The sequence below is a fragment of the Mesorhizobium sp. genome (assembly GCF_017306585.1).
Classification (GTDB): Bacteria; Pseudomonadota; Alphaproteobacteria; order Rhizobiales; family Rhizobiaceae; genus Mesorhizobium.
Genome location: NZ_JAFKIC010000136.1, coordinates 1 through 20,068, shown reverse-complemented (window position 1 = coordinate 20,068; position 20,068 = coordinate 1). Strand labels below are relative to the sequence as shown.

Sequence of the window (20,068 nt, the reverse complement as noted above, 5' to 3'; positions counted from 1 at the left end):
GGCCTGGTTCATTCCGATTTCCATCGGGGTGAAACGGGCTTGCGAGGGGAGCAAGGGGCAAATTGCCCCTGTTCTCATCAAAACCGAACCTGAAAAAGGTCAACAGGGAGACTGAGCATGAAAACCAAACTACTGACGGCACTGCTTCTTGGCACCAGCATCCTCGGCACCGCCGGGGTGGCCTATGCCGAAGACGTAACGCTCAACATCGAAAGCTGGCGCGGCGACGACCTTTCCATCTGGAAGGACAAGCTGATCCCGGCCTTCGAAGCCAAGAACCCCGGCATCAAGGTGGTGTTCGCGCCATCGGCTCCGACCGAATATGACGCGGCGCTCGGCGCCAAGCTCGCCGCCGGCTCGGCGGGCGACCTGATCACCTGCCGCCCGTTCGACAAGTCGCTCGAACTGTTCAAGAAGGGCAACCTCGCCGACCTCTCCTCGCTGCCCGGCATGGAGAACTTCTCGCCGGTCGCCAAGTCCGCCTGGCAGACCGATGACGGCAAATCCACCTTCTGCGTGCCGATGGCCTCCGTCATCCACGGCTTCATCTACAACAAGGACGCCTTCGACAAGCTCGGCATCAAGGTGCCTCAGACCCGCGACGAGTTCTTCGCCGCGCTCGACAAGATCAAGGCCGACGGCACCTACATCCCGATGGCCATGGGCACCAAGGACCTCTGGGAAGCCGCGACCATGGGCTACCAGAACATCGGCCCGAACTACTGGAAGGGCGAGGACGGCCGCGCCGCTCTGATCAAGGGCGAGCAGAAGCTGACCGACAAGGACTGGGTCGCTCCCTATGAGGAACTGGCCAAGTGGAAGCCCTATCTCGGCGATGGCTTCGAAGCCCAGACCTACCCGGACAGCCAGAACCTGTTCACGCTCGGCCGCGCCGCCATCTACCCGGCCGGCTCGTGGGAAATCGGCCTGTTCAACACGCAGGCCCAGTTCAAGATGGGCGCCTTCCCGCCGCCGGTCGAGAAGGCCGGCGATACCTGCTACATCTCTGACCACACCGATATCGGCATGGGCCTGAATGCGGCTTCCAAGCATGCGGACGCGGCCAAGACCTTCCTGTCCTGGGTGGCCTCGGCCGATTTCGCCACCATCTACGCCAACGCGCTGCCGGGCTTCTTCAGCCTGAACTCCGCGCCGGTGAAGATGGAAGACCCGCTGGCGCAGGAATTCGTTTCCTGGCGCGGCAAGTGCAAGTCGACGATCCGCTCGACCTACCAGATCCTGTCGCGCGGCACGCCGAACCTGGAAAACGAGACCTGGGTTGAATCGGCCAACGTCATCAACGGCACCGACACCCCCGAGGCCGCGGCCAAGAAGCTGCAGACCGGTCTCGACAGCTGGTATCATCCGGCGAAGTAAGAGCTCAGGCAACGGAGCCGGCCGGGTGCATGCCCGGCCGGCTTCGGACTGGTTCTTTAAAACAGCAACCGCTCAGATAGCGATTGTCGGCACCGCCTCGCGGCCTTACCCTCGGAGCATGGGGAAGGCTGGCTGATCAGTCGCAGGCCTTTGTTCTTGCCGTAGCGGGCAAGATTGTTCGGGCCGTGCATCGAGGCATCACCTGGCATCACGACCCAATTGGAACCGAGAGACGGCGGGGACCGAACTCATGGCCGCAGATATCAGACCGAAAAGACCTTTCCGCTGGCACATCGCCATCTTTCTGGCGCCGGCGGTGCTCGTCTACACGGCGATCATGATCCTGCCGCTCGCCGGCACGCTGCAGCTCTCGCTGTTCCGCAATATCGACCAGCATCAGGTCTTCGTCGGCTTCGACAATTTCCGCACCCTGTTCGGCGATCCCAACTGGTCGGTGAACTTCTGGAATGCCCTGCGCAACAATGTCTGGTTCTTCATCATCCACATGCTGGTGCAGAACCCGATCGGCGTGCTCCTGGCCGCGCTCCTGTCCAGCCCGAAACTCAGGTTTTCGGCCTTCTACCGCACGGCGATCTTCGTGCCGACCATCCTGTCCTTCGTCATCGTCGGCTTCGCCTGGAAGCTGATCCTGTCGCCGCTGTGGGGCGTGGCGCCGCATCTGCTTGATTTCGTCGGTCTGAAAAGCCTGTTCACGCCGTGGCTCGGCAAGGAGCAGTACGCGCTGACCGCGCTCAGCCTGGTTTCGGTATGGCAGTTCATCGGCATCCCGATGATGCTGATCTACGCCGCCCTGCTGTCGATCCCCGACGAGGTGATCGAGGCGGCCGAATGTGACGGCATCACCGGTATGTCGCAGTTCTGGAAGATCAAGCTGCCGCTGATCCTGCCGTCGATCGGCATCATCTCGATCCTCACCTTCGTCGGCAATTTCAATGCCTTCGACCTGATCTACACCGCGCAAGGCGCGCTCGCCGGGCCGAACTATTCGACGGACATTCTCGGCACCTTCCTCTACCGCGCCTTCTTCGGCTTCCAGTTGCAGGTCGGCGACCCCAACATGGGCGCGACGATCGCCACGATCATGTTCCTGATCATCCTCGGCGGCGTCTGCGTCTACCTGTTCCTCATCCAGACGCGCCTGCGTCGGTATCAGTTCTAGAGGGGCGAGAGATGAGCACCGCCACCCGTTCGCTTCCCCGCACCATCGGCGCCCACGCGATCCTGTTGACCTATACGGTGATCGCGCTGTTTCCGGTGATCCTGGTCATCATGAATTCGTTCAAGTCGCGCGCCGGCATCTTCGGCGCGCCGCTGACACCGCCGACGCCGAAAACCTTCGACCTCATCGGCTACACGACGGTCATCGGCCAGGGCGATTTCTTCCATTATTTCCAGAACAGCCTCGTCGTCACGGTGGGCTCGCTGTTCTTCGTGCTTTTGTTCGGCGCCATGGCCGCCTTCGCGCTCTCCGAATACCGCTTCCGCGGCAACACGCTGATGGGGCTCTATCTGGCGCTCGGCATCATGATCCCGATCCGGCTCGCCACCGTCGCCATCCTGCAGCTGATGGTGGCAAGCGGGCTGGTCAACACGCTGACGGCGCTGATCCTGGTCTATACGGCGCAAGGCCTGCCGCTCGCCGTCTTCATCCTGTCGGAATTCATGAAGCAGGTGTCCGACGACCTCAAGAACGCCGGCCGGATCGACGGCCTGTCCGAATACACCATCTTCTTCCGCCTGGTGGTGCCGCTGGTGCGCCCGTCGATGGCGACCGTCGCCGTCTTCACCATGATCCCGATCTGGAACGATCTGTGGTTCCCCCTCATCCTGGCGCCGTCGGAAGAGACCAAGACGGTGACGCTCGGCGCCCAGCTCTTCCTCGGCCAGTTCGTCACCAACTGGAACGCGATCCTGGCCGCACTTTCGCTGGCGATCCTGCCGGTGCTCATCCTCTACGTCATCTTCTCGCGGCAGCTGATCCGCGGCATCACCTCCGGAGCGGTGAAGTGAGCGACGGCCGAGAGATCATCATAGAGGCCCTCGTGGAGACAGCGAGCCGCTATGGATTTCGAGGCGTTCGCGCCACGAATTTCTACCGCGAATGGCCGGAGACGACCTGCCTGCTGAACCTCCAGAAGTCGGCTTGGGGCTCGCAATTCTACCTCAACGCCGCTGTCTGGTTCACGCGGTTCGGGGCCGAGCGTTGGCCGAAGGAACACAAATGCCACGTCCGTTGGCGAGTGGATTCGCAAATGGGCGACGAGCAGTCGAAGGCGTTCACGCAAGCTCTCAACCTCGAGCATCCGTTGCCGGGCACTCAGAGACTTTCGGCGATCAAGGAAGGTCTCGAGGCCTATGGTTTCGGCCTTTTGTTCCGGTGCGACAGTGAGGAGGCGGCTTTGCGGGTCGCTGATGAGTGCGAGCCTCCCGCGATGGTGTTGCTCGTGGCCCGTACGCAAGAGAAGGCAAATTGATCCATGACTGAACCCCTTCGTGTCGTCGTCGCCGGCCTCGGCAATATGGGCCGCAGCCACGCGCTGGCCTATCACACCAATCCGGGCTTCGAGATCGCGGCGCTGGTCAACCGCTCCGATGTGGCGCTGCCGGAAGGGCTTTCCGGCTACGGCATCCGCCGCTCCTTCGACGATGCTTTGCGCGAGGAAAAACCCGACGTCGCCTGTATCGCCACCTATTCCGACAGCCATGCCGACTATGCGGTGAAGGCATTCGAGGCCGGCTGCCATGTCTTCGTCGAAAAGCCGCTGGCGACGACAGTGGCCGATGCAAAGCGCGTCGTCGCGGCCGCCAAGGCCAACGGCAAAAAGCTGGTGATCGGCTATATCCTGCGCCATCACCCGTCCTGGATCCGTCTGATCGCCGAGGCGCGCAAGCTCGGCGGCCCCTATGTCTTTCGCATGAACCTCAACCAGCAATCGTCAGGCCATACCTGGGAGACGCACAAGCAACTGATGCAGACGACCTCGCCGATCGTCGACTGCGGCGTGCACTATCTCGACGTCATGCTGCAGATCACCGACGCCCGGCCGGTCGAGGTGCGCGGCATGGGCGTCCGCCTGACCGACGAGGTCGCACCCTCCATGTACAATTACGGCCACCTGCAGGTGCTGTTCGATGACGGCTCGGTCGGCTGGTACGAGGCCGGCTGGGGTCCGATGATTTCGGAAACCGCCTTCTTCGTGAAGGACGTCATCTCGCCCAAGGGATGCGTGTCGATCGTCATGAAGGAGGGCGTGAAATCAGACGACATCGACACCCACACCAAGACCTCGACCATTCGCCTGCACAGCGCCGCGACGGGCGCCGACGGCAAATTCGTCAAGCCGGACGAGATGCTGTCGATGGCAGGCGAGCCCGGCCACCAGGACCTTTGCGACCTTGAGCAGGCTTTCGTCCTCAAGGCGATCCGCGAAGACATCGATCTGACCAGACACATGGACGATGCGGTGAAGTCGCTCGCCGTCTGCCTCGCCGCCGACGAGAGCGTGCGCAGCGGCAATGCCGTGAAACTGTAGAACAGGAACGAAGCCGTGGGCTCGCTGAAGATCGAGAATGTGAAGAAGGCCTTCGGGCCGGTCGAGGTGCTGAAGGGCATCGACCTCGAAGTGACCGATGGCGAATTCGTCGTCTTCGTCGGCCCGTCGGGTTGCGGCAAGTCGACCCTGCTGCGCGTCATCGCCGGGCTGGAGGATTCGACCTCGGGCCGGGTGCTGATCGACGGCACCGATGTCTCGGTCACCCCGCCGGCAAAACGCGGCATTGCCATGGTGTTCCAGACCTATGCGCTCTATCCGCATCTGACGGTGAAGAACAATATGGGCCTCGGCCTCAAGCAGGCCGGCACGCCGGCCGCCGAGATAGACCGCCGCATCGGCATCGCCTCATCCATGCTGTCGCTGGAGCCCTATCTCGAACGCCGTCCAGCCGAACTCTCCGGTGGCCAGCGCCAGCGCGTCGCCATCGGCCGCGCCGTGGTGCGCGAGCCCAAGCTGTTCCTGTTCGACGAGCCCTTGTCCAACCTCGACGCGGCACTGCGCGTCAACACAAGGCTGGAGATCGCGCAGCTGCACCGCCGGCTCAAGGCGACGATGATCTACGTCACCCACGACCAGGTCGAGGCCATGACGCTGGCCGACAAGATCGTGGTGCTGAACGCCGGAAGAATCGAGCAGATCGGCGGCCCGATGGAGCTCTACAATTCGCCGGCAAACGAGTTCGTCGCCGGCTTCATCGGCTCGCCCAAGATGAACTTCATCGACGGCGCGCGTCTGGGCGAAACCGCCAAGACCATCGGCGTGCGGCCGGAGCATCTGACCGTCGATCCGAATTCAGGGGCCTGGAAAGGCACGGTGGTGCACGCCGAGCATCTTGGCGCCGACACCAACCTCTATCTCGACTGCGAGAAGGCCGGGCTGATCACGGTGCGCATTTTCGGCGTGTATGACGCGGAGCCGGGGGCAACGCTTTATGCGACGCCCGATCCGGCGAAGACCTATAGGTTCGGGGCTGATGGGAAGACGATCAAGTAGTGCGCAACCGCGCTCTTCCTTCCCCCCTTGTGGGGGAGGGGGGATCGGCGCGCAGCGCCGAGACGGATGAGGGGTGTTCCAGCGGAGTGAGACGTTGGTGTTCCCTGGAACACCCCTCATCCGACCTCGCTTCGCGAGGCCACCTTCTCCCACAAGGGGAGAAGGTAAGGGTGTGCCGCTTTTACACGTCCGCCTTGAACGTCTGCTTCTGCTGGCCGAGGCCCTCGATGCCCAACTCCACCACGTCGCCCGCCTTGAGGAACACCGGCGGCTTCATGCCGAGCCCAACGCCGGGCGGAGTGCCCGTGGAAATAATGTCGCCTGGGTGCAGCGACATGAACTGGCTGAGGTAGGAGACGAGATAGGCCACGCCGTAGACCATGGTCTTGGTCGAACCGTTCTGCATGGTCTTGCCGTTGACGGTCAGCCACATCTTCAGGTTCTGCGGGTCGGCCACCTCATCCTTGGTCACCAGCCACGGGCCGGTCGGGCCGAACGTGTCGCAGCTCTTGCCCTTGGTCCACTGGCCCTGGCGCTCGGCCTGGAAGGCGCGTTCGGACACGTCGTGCGCCACGCAATAGCCCGCGACATAGTCGAGCGCATTGGCCTCGCTGACGTATTTTGCCGTCTTGCCGATAACCACGGCGAGCTCGACTTCCCAGTCGGTCTTTTCGGACCCACGCGGGATCAGCACGTCGTCGTCGGGGCCGACGATGGCCGAGCTTGCCTTCATGAAGATGATCGGCTCCGGCGGCACCGTGGCGCCGGTTTCGGCGGCATGGTCGGAATAGTTGAGGCCGATGCAAATGAACTTGCCGGTGCCGGCGACGCAGGCGCCGAGCCGCGGCTTGCCGGAAACCGCCGGCAGCGCTTTCGGATCGAGTTTGCCCAGCATCTCCAGCGAGGCCGGATGAAGCACCGTGCCGGCAATGTCGGCGACATGGGCGGACAGATCGCGGATCGTTCCATCCGCATCGAGCAGGCCGGGACGTTCACTCCCCGCCTCGCCATAGCGCAGCAGTTTCATCTAAAACCCTTCTCCAGTTGCGGCCTCGCGGCCCTTTGCAAACTCTCCGCCGAGGCGATGGTCCCCTAGCGAGCCGGGCGGACCGTACCCATCGACCCCGGCCCAAGCAAGCGCCGATACCTGTCGGGATCGGCGGCGGACCGGATTTTCAGACTTCCCGATCCCGAGGCCGGGTCGCTGGCCCCGAGCCGCCGGTCAGATCGACCAGCCGCCGTCGATATTGTAGGCCTGCCCCGACGTGTAGGTGGCGCCGGCCAGATAGACGGCAAGATCGGCGATTTCCTCCGGAGTGCCGAGCCGGCCCATCGGCTGGCGGGCGATGAAGGCGGCGCGGGCGGCATCGTAGTCGCCTTGCGCATGCATGCGGTCCTGCAGCGACGGGCTTTCCACCGTGCCGGGGCAGATGGCGTTGCAGCGTATGCCCTTGCCGACATAGTCGGCGGCGATCGCCTTGGTCAGGCCGATGACCGCCGCCTTGGAAACGCCATAGGCGAAGCGGTTCGGCACGCCCTTCTGCGAGCTCGCCAGCGACGCCATGTTGATGATCGACCCGTCGCCGCGCTCCAGCATGCCCGGCAGCACGGCGCGGATGGTGCGGACCATGGCGCGCACATTGAGGTTCAGCGCGAAATCGAGATCGCTGTCCTTCATCTCCAGGATCGAGCCGGCATGGACGAAGCCGGCGCAGTTGAACAGCACGTCGACGCGGCCGATCGCGGCAAAGGCGCCATTGACGGCTGCGTCGTTCAGCACGTCCAGCTTGCGGGTCTTGATCCCGGACGTCTCGGCGAGTTCAGCCAGCAGCGCTTCGTTGATGTCTGTGGCGTGGACGATGGCGCCCGCCTTGGCGAAGGCCAGCGCGCTTGCCTTGCCGATGCCTTGCGCCGCCGCCGTGACGACAACGACCTTGCCTGCCAGATCCGCCATGTCTTCTCCTCGCCTGCTCGCGCCAGATATCCCTATCGTTACCTCGCGTCAGCGTCATGGGCCAGTCAGGTGACACGATGCCTCCTGAAGCCCATCCTTTCACAGGTAAAGATGTTTTTTCTCGTTAAAGAACATGCGCCCGGGCGTCAAGCCCGAACACGATCACCATTGCGACAGGAAATGTCAGTCGCCGTAAGGCACCCAGACATTCTTCACTTCGATCGCCCGGCGCAGCATGGCCTCGCCGGCCGTCTCCTCCGATGCCCAGTCCAGGCTTCGGCCGTGGCCGGTCCAGACGCGCTTGAGGTTACCGATCGAATCTGCCTCCGCCTTGGCGCAGGTCTCGGCGTCAGCAAACAGCCAGAGCCCGTCGACATCGTCATGCTTGGCCAGCACGCCGGCAAGCTCGGCGCTGCGGCCGGTGACGATGTTGATGGCGCCGGCCGGAACGTCGGAATATTCGATCACCTGATAGAGATCGGTGGCAAGCAGCGGATGGCGTTCGGACGGCACGGCGACCACCGTGTTGCCCATGGCCAGCGCCGGCGCGACCAGCGATATGAAACCGAGCAGCGGGCTGTTGTCCGGCGCGACGATGCCGACGACGCCGACCGGCTCATGCAGCGCCAGCGTCACGGCGCGGGCCGGCGGCTGGTGGACGCGGCCCTCGAACTTGTCGGCCAGCCCTGCATAGAGGAACAGCCGCTCGATCGACTGGTCGACCTCTTCCCGCGCCGCCTTGGCGTTGGCGCCGGTGAGCTCGGTAAGGCGGGCGGCGAATTCGCCGGCGCGGCTCGAAAGGTTCTCGGCCAGGTAATAGAGCACCTGCGACCGGTTATAGGCGGTCGCCTCCGGCCAGGACTTGCAGCCGCGCGCCGCCGAAACGGCATCGCGTATATCCTTGCGGCTGCCGAGCCCGACCTCGCCGGCAAGCTTACCCTTGGCGGTGGCGATGCCAAGCGAATAATTGCCGTCCGGCCGCACCTGCTTGCCGCCGATAAACAGCTTTGCCGTGCGGTCTATGGCCGAGCCGTCGGCCTGTTCGACCGGTTGCGCGGAGAGGGTTGCCGGCTTGATGACCGGGCCGAGCGGCAGTTTGGCCGCGAGATACTCGAACATGCCTTCGCGTCCGCCCTCGCGGCCGAAACCGCTTTCGCGATAGCCGCCGAAGCCGCAGGCGGCGTCGAACATGTTGGTGCCATTGACCCAGACGACGCCGGCCTTCAACTGCGGCGCCACATGCAAAGCAAGGTTGACGTTCTCGCTCCACACCGACGCCGCCAGGCCATAGCGTGTGTTGTTGGCGAGCTCGATCGCTTCCTCGGTGTTGCGGAAGGTCATCGTCGCCAGAACCGGGCCGAACACCTCTTCCTGCGCAAGAATATTAGCCGGCGAAACACCGGTGGCGAGCGTCGGCAGATGGTAATAGCCGGAAGACGGCAGCGCGGCATCCGGCTGCCAGCAGACGGCGCCCTGTTTCGCGCCTTCGGCGACCAGCCCCTTGACCCGGTCGAGCTGGCTGATGTCGACCAGCGGACCGATATCGGTGTTCTTGTCGAGCGGGCTGCCGACCCGCAGCCGGCTCATGCGCGTCTTGACCTTGGCGATGAAGGCCTCCGCGATGCCCTCCTGCACCAGAAGCCGCGAACCGGCGCAGCAGACTTGCCCCTGGTTGAACCAGATGCCGTCGACGAGGCCTTCGACCGCGCTGTCGAGATCGGCGTCCTCGAAGACGATGAAAGCCGACTTGCCGCCAAGCTCCAGCGACAGTTTCTTGCCTGATCCGGCGGTCGCCTTGCGAATGATCTTGCCCACTTCCGAAGAGCCGGTGAAGGCGATCTTCTGGATGCCGGGATGGTTGACGATGGCCACGCCGGCTTCCGGCCCGCCCTGCACGATGTTGACGACGCCCTTGGGAACGCCGGCCCGTTCGCAGATCTCTGCGAACAGGATCGCCGTCAGCGGCGTAAACTCGGCCGGCTTCAGCACCACGGTGCAGCCGGCCGCGAGCGCCGGTGCGATCTTCCAGGCCAGCATCAGCAGCGGGAAATTCCACGGGATGATCTGGCCGACGACGCCGACACCCTTGTGGCCGGGAAAGTCCCTGTCCAGCGCCTGCGCCCAACCGGCATGATGGATGAAATGGCGGATTGCCAGCGGCACGTCGATGTCGCGGCTCTCGCGGATCGGCTTGCCGTTGTCGATCGTCTCCAGCACCGCGAACAGGCGCTGGTGGCGCTGCATGGCGCGCCCGATGGCGTAGAGCACTTTGGCACGCTGGTAACCCGAGGAGGCCGACCATTTCGGCAGCGCCTTGGTGGCCGCGGCGACCGCCGCGTCGATGTCGGCGGCCGAGGCGTCCGAGACCTTGGCGAGCAGCTTGCCCGAAGATGGCTCGCTGGTCTCGAAAGTCTTGCCGCCGCTCGCAGCCTTCCAGGCGCCGTCGATGAACAGCGCCTTGGAGAAATCGCGCGCGGCCAGCCAGGCATCGGCCTCGTTGCGGGCTTCGGGAGCAGGGCCGTATTCCATGGCGTGGTAGCGGTCGAGAATGTTCATGGGGTGCCTCCTTCACCCTCCCCCTTGCGGGGAGGGTCGATCGGCAAGGCCGATCGGGGTGGGGGATGCTCAAGCCATCGCGTGGCGGTGATTGGCCGAATAATGCCCGGTCAGGTGATGCTCGAGCTGGCGTTCGATGTCGGTCAGCAGGCTCGACGCGCCGAAGCGGAACAGGTCGGGCTCGAGCCACGGCCGGCCAAGCTCTTCCTTCATCAGCACCAGCCAGTCGAGCGACACCTTGGCGGTCGAAATGCCGCCTGCCGGCTTGAAGCCGATGAGATGGCCGGTTTCCTCGAAATAGGCCCTGATAGCGCGCACCATGGCGAGGCCGACGGGCAGCGTGGCATTGACGCTTTCCTTGCCGGTCGAGGTCTTGATGAAATCGGCGCCAGCCATCATCGCCACCATCGAGGCGAGCATGACATTGCGCAGCGTGGCGAGATCGCCGGTGCCGAGAATGACCTTCAGATGCGCTTCGCCGCAGGCGGCGCGCATCGAGACGATCTCATTGTAGAGCTCGCGCCATTTGGCGCCGAACACCAGGCCGCGCGGAATGACGACGTCGATCTCGTCGGCGCCGTCCTTCACCGAGGCCTCGATCTCCTGCAGGCGGGTCGACAGCGGCGCCAGCCCATGCGGGAAGGCGGTAGAGACCGCGGCGACATGGATGCCGGTGCCGCGCACGGCGTCGACCGCCGTGGCGACGAACGGATGGTAGACGCAGACCGCGGCCGGCCGGATCGTCTCGCCCGAAATGCCCAGCCCCTCGACGATGTCGCGGCGCAGCGGGTTGATCGCCTTGGCGCAGAGCCGGCGCACGCGCTCCTCGGTGTCGTTGGAATTGAGCGTCGTCAGATCCATGCAGGCGATCGCCCGCAGCAGCCAGGCGGCCTGGTTGTCGGCCTTGATCGAGCGCCGCTTGGTCAAGGTGGCGACGCGCCGCTCCAGCGCCGAGCGGTTGACGCTGCGCACCGATTCCAGGAAGCCGAGGTCGAGCTTCATGCCGGGGTTGCGGGCTATGCGATGGTCCGAGGGAACCGGGGTGTTGGCGGCGGCGCGCGCCGGCAGCGGCATCACCTTGGACGCACCGGTGCCCGCCTCGCGGATCGTGTTGCTCATCTCCTGCCCTTTCTCGTTTCGGGCGATACTTACACGATCGTTTGGATCGAAGCCACAAGCCTGAGGAACGCCGCGTCGGACGCCGGCCTACTCGGCCGCCAGCCTGTCACGAGGCCGGCTGATTTCGACGGCTTCAAGGGCAGGTTCATAGTCAACCTGCTCCTCGCCGCGCCAGGAGGTAAGCCACCGCGAGAGGTCGTCGAGATAGAGATAGATCACCGGCGTGGTGAACAGCGTCAGGGCCTGGCTGACGAGCAGTCCGCCGAACATCGTATAGCCCAATGGCTGCCGGATCTCGGCGCCCGTGCCGTTGCCGAGCATCAGCGGCAGCGCGCCCAGCATCGAGACCATGGTGGTCATCATGATGGGCCGGAACCGCAGCAGGCAGGCCTGGCGGATCGATTCGAGCGAACTCAGATGCTGGTCCCTCTCGGCCGCGATGGCGAAGTCGACCATCATGATCCCGTTCTTCTTGACGATGCCGATGAGCAGGATGATGCCGATCAGGCCGATGAGGTTGAACTCCATGTGGAAGACCAGCAGCGTGCCGAGCGCGCCCAACCCGGCGGATGGCAGCGTGGAGAGAATGGTCAGCGGGTGGATGTAGCTTTCATAGAGGATGCCGAGGATCAGGTAGACCACCACCAGCGCGCCGAAGATGAGCAGCGGTATGGAGGAAAGCGATTGCTGGAACGCCTGCGCCGTTCCCGTATAGCTGGTCTGGATGGTCGCTGGCAGCCGCATATCGACGGCGGCCTTGTCGATCGCGGCGGTGGCCTGGCCCAGCGCCACGCCGGGCGCCAGGTTGAAGCTGATGGTCACGGACGGGAACTGGCCTTCGTGGTTGATGACCAGCGGCTGCACCGGCGCCGTCGTCCACTTGGCGATCGCCGAGAGCGGCACCTGAGAGCCGCTCGATGTGGTCAGGTAGATCTCGTTGAGCGCCTTGAGGTTTCCGCGCAGCGACGGCAGCACTTCCAGGATCACGTCATAGGTTGAAAGCTGGGTGAAGTACTGGGCGATCTGGCGCTGGCCGAAAGCGTCGTTGAGTGTGTTGTCGACATCGTTCGCGGTCAGGCCGTAGCGGGCTGCCTGGTCGCGATCGACCTTGAGCGTCAGCGTCGTGCCGGAACTCATCTGGTCGGTCGACACGTCACGCAACTGGGGCAGGTGCTGCAGCGCCGTCAAAAGCTGGGGCGCCCACTGGTCGAGCGTGTCGAGATCGCCGCTTTCCAGCACATATTGATATTGCGACGCGGAAAGCTTGCCGCCGACGCGCACATCCTGCGAGGCCTGCATGAACAGGCGGGCGCCCTGGACGACCGATAGCCTGGGCTGCAGCCGGCGGATGACCTGGTCGGCGGAGGCATCGCGGTCGTCGCGCGGCTTCAGCTGGATGAACATGCGGCCGGTGTTCTGCGTGTTTCCGCCGCCGCCCGTCGAGGCCGCGAAATGCGCGACCGCCGGATCCTTCGAGACGATCCCGGCGAATTGCGTCATGTAGGACTTCATCTGGTCGATCGAGACGTCCTGTCCGGCGATCACCTGGCCGAAGATCAGGCCGGTGTCCTGCTGCGGGAAGAAGCCGCTCGGAACGAGGGTGAAGAAGTAACCGGTAAGGCCCACGCAGCCCAGGAAGACAAGCAGCGTGACGAAACGATGTCCGAGCGCCGTGTCGAGCACGCGTTCATAGCCGTGCAACATCCCGTCGAACACCCGCTCGCTCCACCGGTAGAGCTTGCCGTGATGCTCCTCCGCCGCGGGCTTGATGAAGCGCGAGGCAAGCATCGGGGTCAGCGTCAGCGAAACGCAGGCGGAGACCAGAATGGTCATCGCCAGCGTCACCGCGAACTCCTTGAACAGGCGCCCGATGATGCCGCTCATGAGGAGCAGCGGTATCAGCACCGCCACCAGCGAAATCGAGATCGACATGATGGTGAAGCCGATCTCGCTGGCGCCGCGGATCGCCGCCTGCATCGGCTTTTCGCCGTGCTCGATGTAGCGGACGATGTTTTCCAGCATGACGATGGCGTCGTCGACCACGAACCCGATCGAGATCGTCAGCGCCATCAGCGACAGATTGTCGATCGAGTAGCCGGCGACCCACATCAAGCCGCAGGCGCCGAGCAGGGCAAGCGGCACGGTGAAGGCCGGTATGGCCGTTGCCCAGACATTGCGCAGGAACAGGAAGATCACCATCACCACCAGCCCGATGGTGAGCATCAGCGTGAACTGCACGTCCGCCACCGAAGCGCGGATCGTCTGGGTCCGGTCGGAAAGCACCTGCAGCTTCAGCGAGGCCGGCATCGAGGCGGTCAGCATCGGCAGCTCCGCCTTGATCTTGTCGACCGTGTCGATGATGTTGGCGCCGGGTTCCTTGAAGATGACGAGGACGACGCCGCGTGTCGTGTCGGTCCAGCCGGCCTGGGTGTAGTCCTGCGCGTCGAGCACGGCGCGGCCGACATCCTTGACCCGCACCGGCGCCCCGTTGCGATAGGCGATGATGGCGTTGTTCCAGTCGTCGGCGGCGGTCATCTGATCGTTGGAGAAGATGGTGAAGGAGCGCACCTCGCCCTGGATGTTGCCCTTGGGCAGGTCGACCGTGCCGATCGACAGCGGCGTGCGAACGGCCTCCAGCGACAGGCCCCTTGCCGCGAGCTTGGCCGGATCGAGCTGGACGCGGATCGAGGGCGTCTGCTGGCCGCCGACCAGCACCTGGCCGACGCCGTCGACATGGCTGATCACCTGCGCGAGCTTGGTGTAGACGTCGTCGCTCACCGTCGTCAGCGCCAGGTCGGTCGAACTCGCGCCGATCAGCATGATCGGCGAATCGGTCGGATTGACCTCCCTGTACGTGGGCGGATTGGGAAGGGTCTTGGGCAGCTGTCCGCCAGCGGCGTTGATGGCCGACTGCACCAGTCCGGCGGCCGAGGCGATCTGGACGTTGAGATCGAATTGCAGCGTGATCTGGCTGGAACCGGACAGGCTGCTCGATGTCATCTCGGCAATGCCGGGAATCTGGGCGAACTGCGTCTCGAGCGGCTGGGTCACCGACGATGCCATCGTGATCGGGTCAGCGCCCGGCAGGTTTGTCGACACCTGGATCGTCGGAAAATCGACGCTCGGCATCGGCGCGACCGGCAGGTTGAAATAGGCGACAAGGCCGACGAACAGCACGCCGACCATCAGCAGCGACGTCGCCACGGGATAGCGGATGAAGGGCGTGGAAACTCCGACGGAAGCCATCAGCCAGCCCCTTTCGCCTGTGCGGCGGCGTCCTGCACGGGCCCGGCCCCGGGGGCCGGGGTGGCGTCGACGCTGGCGCCGTCGACCACCCGGTATTGCCCGCCGACCACGACGCGCTGCCCGGGGCTCAGCCCGTCGGTGATGACGGTTGCGCCGCCGTCGGACGGACCTGTCTTGACCGTCTGGCGATGGACCTTGCCGTCGTCGCCCACGACATAGGCGAAGAGCCCGTCAGGGCCATGCTGGACAGCCTCGTCCGGCACCATGATCGCACCTGCTATCGTGCCGATATGGATGCGGGTGTTCACCGACAGGCCGGGCCACAGCGCATTGTCCTGGTTGGCGAATGTCGCCCTGAGCGAGATCGTGCCCGAAGCCTGGTCGACCTGGTTCTGGACCGCTTCCAGTTTCCCGCTCGCCAGCACGGTCTTCATGTCGGCGCCCAGCGTGTCGATCGAAACCGGACCGGCCGCGAAGACCTTGTTGATGGTCGACACGTCGTCCTGAGGCTCTGTGAACGACACGTAGATGGGCTGAAGCTGCACGACCGTAAAAAGACCGGGGCTCTGGCCGGCCTGCACGATGTTGCCCGGGTCGATGGTGCGGAAGCCTGTCTTGCCGGCCAGCGGGGCCGTGATGCTGGTGAAGTCGAGATTGAGCTGGGCCGCCTCAATGGCGGCCTTGTCGGCCTCGATCGTCGCAGCGGTGGTGTTGACCACCGCCTGCTGGTTATCGACATCCTGCTGGGTCTCGAACGTCTTTTTCAGAAGCGTGGACAGGCGGTCGAGCACCACCTGCGCGTTCTTCAGTGTCGCTTCGTCCTCCGCCTGCTTGGCCTTCGCCTGGTCGAGCACCGCCTGATAGGGCCGAGGGTCGATCTCGGCGAGCAGGTCGCCCTGCTTGACCATCTGGCCCTCTTCGACCGGAACCCGCGTGACGACGCCGGTGACGCGGCTCGAAATGCTGACGCTGTTTGGCGGCGTAACCGTTCCGAGCCCGTAGAGGTAAAGCGGAAAGTCGTTTTTCTGGACGGTGGCCACGGTGACCGGAATCTTTGGCGCCGGCGCCGATTGCGAGGCCGCGGCGGCCCTTTCCAGCCCGGCGGCGTGGCTGCGCCACAAGCCGTAGCCGCCGACCAGCAGGACGAGCGCGGCTAGCGCCACGATGCCCTGAGAACGTCGGGACCGTCTTCGCCTGGCCTGGTGAGTTGCGGAAATCGTCATTGTCCCGTCCACCTGGCAGGCAAGATTATCCAGCCTTTTCAGGATGATTGGAGCTCGGGATCGACAGCGTCGATCGGCTGGACACTAGCCCCAACGACCCGGCCCTGTCAGGTTACAAGTCGGTCATGTTGCGCTGCGGCATTCAAGGATGCGTGAGCCAGGATTGAGCGCACCATCGCGGCAAAGTGACTTCGATGGGTCCAACTGGTGCTGCACGAGCAGCGTCTGAGCCGCCTACGGTCATGCCGACCCGGTCGACGCGGCGGACGTCGTCTTGTCGTTCCAGACCAAGCCTTGTCGGGCTGAATTCAGATATGGCTGTTTGGCGACGGGCGGTGTGCCTGCCGCGTTTCCGATCGGGAAGCCCGTGTTTCAGCCGACGAAAGCGCGCTCGACGACGAAGCTGGCGGGATGGCTGAGCGAACCTTCCTGGAAGCCAAGGCTTTCGGCCATCTCCTTGACGTCCTTCAGCATGTGCATGGAGCCGCAGATCATGATGCGGTCGGTCTCGGGATCGAGCTTGTCGATGCCGAGGTCGCTGTAGAACTTGCCCGAACCGATCAGCGCGGTGATGCGGCCCATGCGCGCCGACTCCTCACGGGTCGTCGAATTGTAGAGCGTGACGCGCCCGGCTGTCAGTTCGCCGATCAGCGGATCGCTTTCCAGCGCCGCCACCAATTCCTGGCCATAGGTCAGCTCGGCATTGTCGCGGCAGGTGTGGGTCAGGATCAACTGGTCGAACTTCTCATAGGTGTCGGGGTCGCGCAGCAGGCTGGCGAAGGGCGCGATGCCGGTGCCCGTCGAAATCATGAACAGGCGCTTGGCCGGGGTCAGCGCGTCGACGACCAGCGTGCCGGTCGACTTCTGGCGCATGATCACGGTGTCGCCGACCTGGATCTTCTGCAGTTCGGAGGTCAGCGGGCCGTCCGGCACCTTGATCGAGAAGAACTCCAGCTCCTCGTCCCAGGCCGGGCTCGCCACCGAATAGGCGCGGAACACCGGCTTCTCGGCATTGGGCAGGCCGATCATGACGAACTCGCCGGAACGGAAGCGCAGCGACTGCGGACGCGTGATGCGGAAGGAGAACAGCCGGTCGGTATAGTGCTTCACCGAGACGACGGTTTCGGCATAGACATTTGCCGGAATCGGGAATTGCAGCGAGCGGGCGCCGTCGGCGTTGAACGCGGGTGTGGTGTTCATCGATTCCAACCTTCTCGCCCATTTTCCAACGCGGGCGCCAGACCTTCCCGTGCACGCCCGAACCCTTCAGGTTCCGGCGTGCCTTGCACACACTCCGAGATGGTAAGCTCTTGTGTCCGGGATTTATTAGTATACAAACGATATTTGCGTCAAGATGCCGGCGTAAAACACCTTTCCAAACTGAGACATATCCGTAGTCCTGGTATTTCGGGTTTCGACGATGAAAGAGAATTTTTCGACGGTGCCGCGAGACTCCTCTGGCAATGTCGTCGCCGGCATCGATGTCGGCGGAACCTTCACGGACCTCATTCTGATCGACGGCAAGGATGGCGGCAGGGTGTATCTCGCCAAGACGCCGACCACGGTCGAGAATCAGGCTTTTGGCGTGGTTTCCGCGCTTGGCGCCACCGGCTTTGCCATCGACGGCATCGATCTTATCGTGCATGGCACGACCACCACCACCAATGCCGTTCTGGAGCGCCGGCTGGCGAAAACCGGCATGATCACGACAGCCGGCTTTCGCGATGTGATCGAGCTTGGCCGGCGCACGCGGCCGCAGCCCTATGGCATGACGGGAAGCTTCGTCCCGGTCATTCCGCGCGATCTGCGCCTGGAAGTGTCCGAACGCGTCGAGGCCTCGGGCGCTGTCCGCACCCCGCTCGACGAGGCCGGGATGCGCGAGGCGGTGAAGACGCTTATCGCCGCCGGCTGCGAATCCCTCGTCATTCATTTCCTCCACTCCTACGCCAACCCTTCCCATGAGCGGCGCGCCGCCGAAATCGCCGCCGAGCTCTGGCCGAACGGCTACATCACATCAGGCCATGCGCTGCTTTCGGAAGCGCGTGAGTTCGAGCGTGGCGTAACGGCCTCGGTCAACGCCTCGGTGCAGCCGATCCTGGAGCGTTATGTCGAGCGGTTGCGCAGGGAATTGGCCGACAAGGGCTATATCAGGGACTTCCTGATCATGAACGGCAATGGCGGCATGATCTCGGCGCGCTTCGTCACACGTGAATCGGCCAAGACCGTCATGTCCGGCCCGGCCTCGGGCGTCATCGCCGCGGCCTATACGGGCAGGCGCGCCGGCTTCGATAACCTCGTCACCTACGACATGGGCGGCACCTCGACCGACGTGGCGCTGATCCGTAACGCCGAGCCGGCTGTCTCGAACGAGACCGAGATCGAATACGCCATGCCGATCCATGTGCCGATGGTGGCGGTGCACACGGTCGGCGCCGGCGGCGGCTCGATCGCCCGCGTCGACGCGGCCGGCCTGATCCAGATCGGGCCGGAAAGCGCTGGCGCCAATCCCGGCCCGATCTGCTACGGGCGCGGCGGGCAGGAGCCGACCATCACCGACGCCAATCTCGTGCTTGGCCGGCTGGCGCCGAAGAAGCTGCTGGCCGTCGATCATCCGGTCACGACGGAGCGCGTCACCGACATCTTCGAGGACAGGATCGGCAAGGCGACCGGCCTCTCCGGCGTCGAGGCGGCTGGCGCCGTGCTCAGGCTCGGCAACATGAAGATGGCCGGCGCCATCCGCATGGTTTCCGTGTCGCGCGGCCATGACCCGCGCGATTTCGCGCTGTTCGCCTTCGGCGGCGCCGGGCCGCTGCACGCGACCGCGCTTGCACGCGAACTCGGCCTGCCCCGTGTGCTGGTGCCGGCCCGACCCGGTATCACCAACGCGCTCGGCTGCGTCGTCGCCGATCTGCGCCACGACTTCGTCAACACGGTCAACCAGCCGGTCGCGCTGCTTGATGAAAGTCAGCTCCACCAAGTATTGGAACGGCACCGTAACGAAGGCGAGGAACTGATCGCCAAGGAAGCGGTCAGGCCGGAGACGATCCGCGTCACCCATTCCGCCGACATGCAGTTCGTCGGCCAGACGCACATCATCAACGTGCCGCTGCCATCCTCATCGGTGACCCGAGACGAATTGCAGGCCTTGTTCGAAAAAGCCTACTTCGCCCGCTTCAAGGTCGAGTTACCCGAGATTCGCGCCAACCTCGTCAACCTCAACACTTCTGTCACCGGGGTGAGGCCGGCGATCGACCTGTCGCGCTTGATCGATCCGGCAGGCCGCGCCAAGACGCTCGACGAGGCGCGACGCGAGATCCGGCCGGTCTGGTATGCCGGGCGCTGGCACGACACGCCGGTCTATGCCAGGGACAAACTGCCGCTCGACGCGGCCATCGAAGGCCCGGCGATCCTCGAACAGATGGACGCCACCACCGTGCTCGAGCCCGGCGACCGCGCCCGGTCGGATGCGGACGGCAACATCATCATCGACATCGGCGAGGCCTGACCATGCCAGCTTCAGAAGCAAAGCTCGACGCCATCACGCTTTCGGTGCTGCAGGCGGCGTTGCAGCAGGTTTGCGACGAGATGGACCTGACCTTTTCGCGCGCCGCCTTCTCGCCGGTCATTGCCGAGGCCAATGACCGTTCCGACGGCATCTATTCCGCTGTCGACGGGTCATTGATCGCACAAGGCAGCCAGGGCCTGCCGGTGTTCGTCGGCGTCATGCAGTATTCGACGAAAACGGTGATCGAGATGATCGCCGACGGTCGCTGCCTGCCTCCGGAACCGGGCGACATCTACATCGTCAACGACCCCTATCTCGGCGGCACGCATCTGATGGATGTGCGCTTCGTCATGCCGGTCTACCGCGACGGTAAAATCTTCTGCTGGCTGTCCAACACCGGCCACTGGCCCGACATCGGCGGTTCGGTGCCGGGCGGCTTCTCGGCGTCCGCCACCGCCGTCGAGCAGGAGGGCCTGCGGCTGCCGCCGGTGAAACTGTTCAAGAAGGGCGTGCTTGATCC

General features: G+C 64.3%; 15 protein-coding genes. 8 read left to right on the top strand and 7 right to left on the bottom strand.

What is annotated here, in order from left to right:
• The first annotated feature begins 117 nt into the window (after positions 1 to 117).
• From J0I79_RS13855 to J0I79_RS13830, 6 genes are all read left to right on the top strand, one after another.
• Positions 118 to 1,377: an ABC transporter substrate-binding protein gene (locus J0I79_RS13855; RefSeq protein WP_292859196.1), complete on the top strand. Its 1,260-nt coding sequence runs from the start codon at positions 118 to 120 to the stop codon at positions 1,375 to 1,377.
• 250 nt (positions 1,378 to 1,627) lie between these two features.
• Positions 1,628 to 2,557: a sugar ABC transporter permease gene (locus J0I79_RS13850; RefSeq protein ID WP_292859193.1), complete on the top strand. Its 930-nt coding sequence runs from the start codon at positions 1,628 to 1,630 to the stop codon at positions 2,555 to 2,557.
• 11 nt (positions 2,558 to 2,568) lie between these two features.
• Positions 2,569 to 3,408, top strand: a complete 840-nt coding sequence (locus J0I79_RS13845) for a carbohydrate ABC transporter permease (RefSeq protein ID WP_292859190.1) — start codon at positions 2,569 to 2,571, stop codon at positions 3,406 to 3,408.
• Positions 3,405 to 3,872: a DUF4304 domain-containing protein gene (locus J0I79_RS13840; RefSeq protein WP_292859186.1), complete on the top strand. Its 468-nt coding sequence runs from the start codon at positions 3,405 to 3,407 to the stop codon at positions 3,870 to 3,872. Before J0I79_RS13845 ends, J0I79_RS13840 begins: the two co-directional genes overlap by 4 nt.
• A 3-nt stretch (positions 3,873 to 3,875) precedes the next feature.
• Positions 3,876 to 4,931 carry a Gfo/Idh/MocA family oxidoreductase gene (locus tag J0I79_RS13835; RefSeq protein WP_292859183.1) on the top strand — a complete coding sequence of 352 codons (1,056 nt, stop codon included), beginning with the start codon at positions 3,876 to 3,878 and terminating at the stop codon, positions 4,929 to 4,931.
• 15 nt (positions 4,932 to 4,946) lie between these two features.
• Positions 4,947 to 5,945: an ABC transporter ATP-binding protein gene (locus J0I79_RS13830; RefSeq protein ID WP_292859180.1), complete on the top strand. Its 999-nt coding sequence runs from the start codon at positions 4,947 to 4,949 to the stop codon at positions 5,943 to 5,945.
• 181 nt (positions 5,946 to 6,126) lie between these two features.
• Here the strand turns inward: J0I79_RS13830 and J0I79_RS13825 are convergent, their stop codons facing one another.
• From J0I79_RS13825 to J0I79_RS13795, 7 genes are all read right to left on the bottom strand, one after another.
• Positions 6,127 to 6,972, bottom strand: a complete 846-nt coding sequence (locus J0I79_RS13825; RefSeq protein WP_292859177.1) for a fumarylacetoacetate hydrolase family protein — start codon at positions 6,970 to 6,972, stop codon at positions 6,127 to 6,129.
• Positions 6,973 to 7,167: 195 nt separating this feature from the next.
• Positions 7,168 to 7,899: an SDR family oxidoreductase gene (locus J0I79_RS13820; protein WP_292859174.1), complete on the bottom strand. Its 732-nt coding sequence runs from the start codon at positions 7,897 to 7,899 to the stop codon at positions 7,168 to 7,170.
• Positions 7,900 to 8,082: 183 nt separating this feature from the next.
• Entirely contained in the window at positions 8,083 to 10,455 is a 2,373-nt protein-coding gene (locus J0I79_RS13815) for an aldehyde dehydrogenase family protein (protein WP_292859171.1), read from the bottom strand.
• A gap of 69 nt (positions 10,456 to 10,524) precedes the next feature.
• Positions 10,525 to 11,574 (bottom strand): deoxyribose-phosphate aldolase, encoded by a 1,050-nt coding sequence (deoC, locus tag J0I79_RS13810; protein WP_292859168.1) that lies wholly within the window; start codon positions 11,572 to 11,574, stop codon positions 10,525 to 10,527.
• 87 nt (positions 11,575 to 11,661) lie between these two features.
• Positions 11,662 to 14,820: an efflux RND transporter permease subunit gene (locus J0I79_RS13805; protein WP_292859165.1), complete on the bottom strand. Its 3,159-nt coding sequence runs from the start codon at positions 14,818 to 14,820 to the stop codon at positions 11,662 to 11,664.
• Positions 14,820 to 16,043, bottom strand: a complete 1,224-nt coding sequence (locus J0I79_RS13800) for an efflux RND transporter periplasmic adaptor subunit (protein ID WP_292859162.1) — start codon at positions 16,041 to 16,043, stop codon at positions 14,820 to 14,822. Before J0I79_RS13800 ends, J0I79_RS13805 begins: the two co-directional genes overlap by 1 nt.
• A 372-nt stretch (positions 16,044 to 16,415) precedes the next feature.
• Positions 16,416 to 17,243: a ferredoxin--NADP reductase gene (locus J0I79_RS13795; RefSeq protein ID WP_292859159.1), complete on the bottom strand. Its 828-nt coding sequence runs from the start codon at positions 17,241 to 17,243 to the stop codon at positions 16,416 to 16,418.
• Between the two features lie 220 nt (positions 17,244 to 17,463).
• Between J0I79_RS13795 and J0I79_RS13790 the strand changes: the two genes are divergently transcribed.
• Both J0I79_RS13790 and J0I79_RS13785 read left to right on the top strand, forming a co-directional pair.
• A complete protein-coding gene (locus tag J0I79_RS13790) occupies positions 17,464 to 19,548 on the top strand; it encodes a hydantoinase/oxoprolinase family protein (protein ID WP_292859156.1) in 2,085 nt (694 codons plus the stop codon).
• 2 nt (positions 19,549 to 19,550) lie between these two features.
• A partial coding sequence (locus J0I79_RS13785; RefSeq protein ID WP_292859153.1) for a hydantoinase B/oxoprolinase family protein occupies positions 19,551 to 20,068 on the top strand: 518 nt, incomplete at its 3' end.